This window comes from Caulobacter sp. 602-2 (genome assembly GCF_011043625.1).
In the GTDB taxonomy this organism is placed as follows: Bacteria; Pseudomonadota; Alphaproteobacteria; order Caulobacterales; family Caulobacteraceae; genus Caulobacter.
This window is the reverse complement of record NZ_JAAKGT010000025.1, coordinates 1-3,411: the sequence shown is the minus strand read 5'-3', so window position 1 is coordinate 3,411 and position 3,411 is coordinate 1. Positions and strand designations below refer to the sequence as shown.

The 3,411-nt window shown below is 72.0% G+C and carries 2 protein-coding genes; both read left to right on the top strand.

What is annotated here, in order from left to right; all coding sequences use genetic code 11:
* A partial coding sequence (gene ptsP / locus G5B46_RS24070) for a phosphoenolpyruvate--protein phosphotransferase (RefSeq protein WP_165263210.1) occupies positions 1–2,184 on the top strand: 2,184 nt, incomplete at its 5' end.
* Positions 2,185–2,188: 4 nt separating this feature from the next.
* A partial coding sequence (locus G5B46_RS24065) for a PTS transporter subunit EIIC (protein WP_165263208.1) occupies positions 2,189–3,411 on the top strand: 1,223 nt, incomplete at its 3' end.

Here is a 3,411-nt window from a genome sequence, read left to right as displayed (position 1 = left end):
GACTTGCTGGCCCGCAAGGCCAAGAGCCTGATCACCCCGATCGTGGTCACCAATCCCGAGGCGTTCTCGATCGTGCGCCGGGCCCAGGACCACGAGACCGGGGTCGGCGGCTTCCTGATGGAGCTGACGCCGATCGGCGGGGCGGCCGTCGCGGAGACGGGCGAGGGCGCCGAGATCGTCCGCGAGGTGGTCGTGCCGCTGGCGCACGGCATCCACGCCCGCCCGGCGGCCCGCATCGCCGAGGCCGCCCGCCGGTTCGCCGCCGAAGTCGCGCTGGTCGCCGTCAACCGCCGCGCCAGCGCCAAGAGCCCGGTGGGCGTGATGTCGCTGGCCATCCGCCTGCATGATCGCATCACCGTCGCCGCCTCGGGCCCCGACGCGCAAGACGCCGTCACGGCGATCGCCGAGCTGATCGAGAGCGGCATGGGCGAGCGGGCCGGCGAGGTCGCCGCGCACCCTGTCGTCGAAGCCGCGCCCGTCGTCATCGCTTCTGCAGAACCGGCCGAGCCGGGCGTGCTGCGCGGGGTGCTGGCCGCGCCGGGCCTGGCCATCGGCCAGGCGGTGCGGCTGGTGGCCGAGGAGATCGCGGTCGTCGAGGCCGGGTCCGGGGCCAGCGCCGAGTTGGCCGCCCTGGAGGACGCGCTCTGCGTGGTCCAGGCCCGCATCGAGGCCTCGGCCGCGAACGGGGACGCCGCCCGCAAGGCCATCCTCGGCGCGCACCTGGCCTTCCTGGACGATCCCGAACTGACCGCCGCGGCCCGCAGGCTGATCGGCGAGGGCAAGAGCGCCGGCTTTGCCTGGCGGCGGGCCGTCGGCGGCTATGTCGAAGCCCTGAGGGGCCTGGGCGACCGCCGTCTGGCCGAGCGCGTCGATGATCTGATCGACCTGGAGCGCCAGGTGCTGCGGGCGCTGGCCGGCGAGGAAGAGACCGCCCGGGCCCTGCCGGCCGGGGCGATCCTGCTGGCCGACGAGCTTCTGCCCTCGCAACTGATGGGGGTGGATCCTGGCCAGACGGCCGGCTTCGCCACCGCCCGCGGCGGACCCACCTCGCACGTGGCCATCCTGGCCGCGGCCATGGGCCTGCCGGCCCTGGTGGCCGTGGGCGAGGGGGTTCTCGACATCGCCGACGGCACGGCCCTGATCCTCGACGCCGAGGGCGGCAAGTTGCGCGTGGCCCCGGACGCGGAGGCTCTGGCGCAGGCCCAGAGCGCCATCGCCGTCCGCCACGAGGCCCGCGCCGCCGCCAAGGCCGCCGCCCACCAGGAAAGCCGCACGGCTTGCGGGACGCGCATCGAGGTGTTCGCCAATGTCGGCTCGGAGAAGGACGCCCTGGCCGCCGTGGCCAATGGGGCCGAGGGCTCGGGCCTGCTGCGCACCGAGTTCCTGTTCCTCGAGCGCGAGACCCCGCCCGACGAGGACGAGCAGGCCCGCCAGTACCAGGCCGTCGCTTCGGCCCTGGAGGGCCGGCCGCTGATCGTGCGCACGCTCGACGTCGGCGGCGACAAGGCCGCTCCGTACCTGCCGATCCCGGCCGAGGAGAACCCTGCGCTTGGCCTGCGCGGCGTGCGGGTCAGCCTGTGGCGGCCGCACCTGCTGAAGACCCAGATCCGCGCCATCCTGCGGGTCGCGCCGCTGGGCCAGTGCAGGATCATGGTCCCGATGGTGGGGTCCTTGTCCGAGCTTCGCGCCGTGCGCGCGGTGCTGGACGAGGCCAGGCGCGAGATGGGGATCACGCAAGCCGTCGAGCTTGGGGTGATGATCGAGACCCCGGCCGCCGCGGTGACCGCCGACCTGATCGCCGCCGAGGCCGACTTCCTGTCGGTCGGCACCAATGATCTGACCCAATACGTGCTGGCCATGGACCGGGGTAATCCCGAACTGGCCGCCCGCATCGACGCCTTGCATCCGGCGGTGCTGCGGATGATCGACCAGACCTGCAGGGGGGCGGCCAGGCACGGCCGCTGGGTCGGCGTCTGCGGGGGGCTGGCTTCGGATCTGGCCGCCGTGCCGGTGCTGCTGGGCCTGGGGGTGACCGAGCTTTCGGCCACCGCCGCCATCGTGCCGGAGGTCAAGGCCCGGGTGCGGGGCCTTGAGCTTGCCGCCTGCCGCGCGCTTGCCGCCAAGACCCTGGACCAGGCCTCGCCCGAGGCGGTCCGCGACCTCATCAAGTCCTTCGGAGTTTGAGCCGATGAAGTCTCCGCTCGAAATCCTCCAGCCGCTGGGCCGGGCCCTGATGCTGCCGATCGCGGTGCTGCCGGTGGCGGGCCTTCTGCTGCGCTTTGGCCAGCCGGACCTTCTGAACATCCCCTTCATCGCCGCGGCCGGCGAGGCGATCTTCGCCAATCTGGGCCTTCTCTTCGCCATCGGCGTGGCCGTGGGCCTGGCTAAGGAAAACAACGGCGCGGCGGGCCTTGCCGGGGTGGTCTGCTTCCTGATCGCCACCGAGGGAGCCAAGGCCCTGCTGCACGTGCCGCCCGAAGTGCTGGCCGGCCTGCCCAAGGAGGCGGCGGACCTGGCCGGACCGGCCTACAAGGCCAAGGCCCTGTCCAAGCTTTCCGTGCCGATCGGCATCCTGTCGGGCGTGATCGGCGGGCTGTTCTACAACCGCTTCTCGGGCTTCAAGCTGCCCGAATACCTGGCCTTCTTCAGCGGCCGCCGCTTCGTGCCGATCATCTCGGGCGTGGCGGGTCTGGTTCTGGCCCTGCTGGTGGGCTTCGGCTACGACGGCATCAACGGCACGGTGGACGCCGCCAGCCGCGGCGTCGTCGGCTCGGGCGAGCTTGGCCTCTTCGTCTACGGCCTGCTCAACCGCCTGCTGATCGTCACTGGCCTGCACCACATCCTCAACAACATCGCCTGGTTCGTGATCGGCGACTTCCACGGCTCGACCGGCGACCTGCGGCGCTTCTTCGCCGACGACCCCAGCGCCGGGGCGTTCATGAGCGGCTTCTTCCCGGTGATGATGTTCGGCCTGCCGGCCGCGTGCCTTGCGATGTTCCACACCGCCCGTCCCGAGCGCCGCAAGGCCGTCGGCGGCATGCTGGCCTCGCTGGCCCTGACCTCGTTCCTGACCGGGGTGACCGAGCCGATCGAGTTCTCGTTCATGTTCCTGGCCCCGCTGCTCTACGGCGTGCACGCGGTGCTGACGGGCCTGTCCATGGCGGTGATGAACGCGCTCGACATCAAGCTGGGCTTCACCTTCTCGGCGGGCCTGTTCGACTACGTGCTGAACTTCGGCAAGGCCACCCGGCCGCTGTGGCTGCTGCCGATCGGGGCGGTCTATTTCGGGCTCTATTACGGCCTGTTCCGCTTCTTCATCCTGAAGTTTGACCTTAAGACCCCCGGCCGCGAGCCGGCCGAGGAGGCCGCCGCCCTGGCCGCGGCCCCGGCCCCCAGCGCCGGCGGACGCGG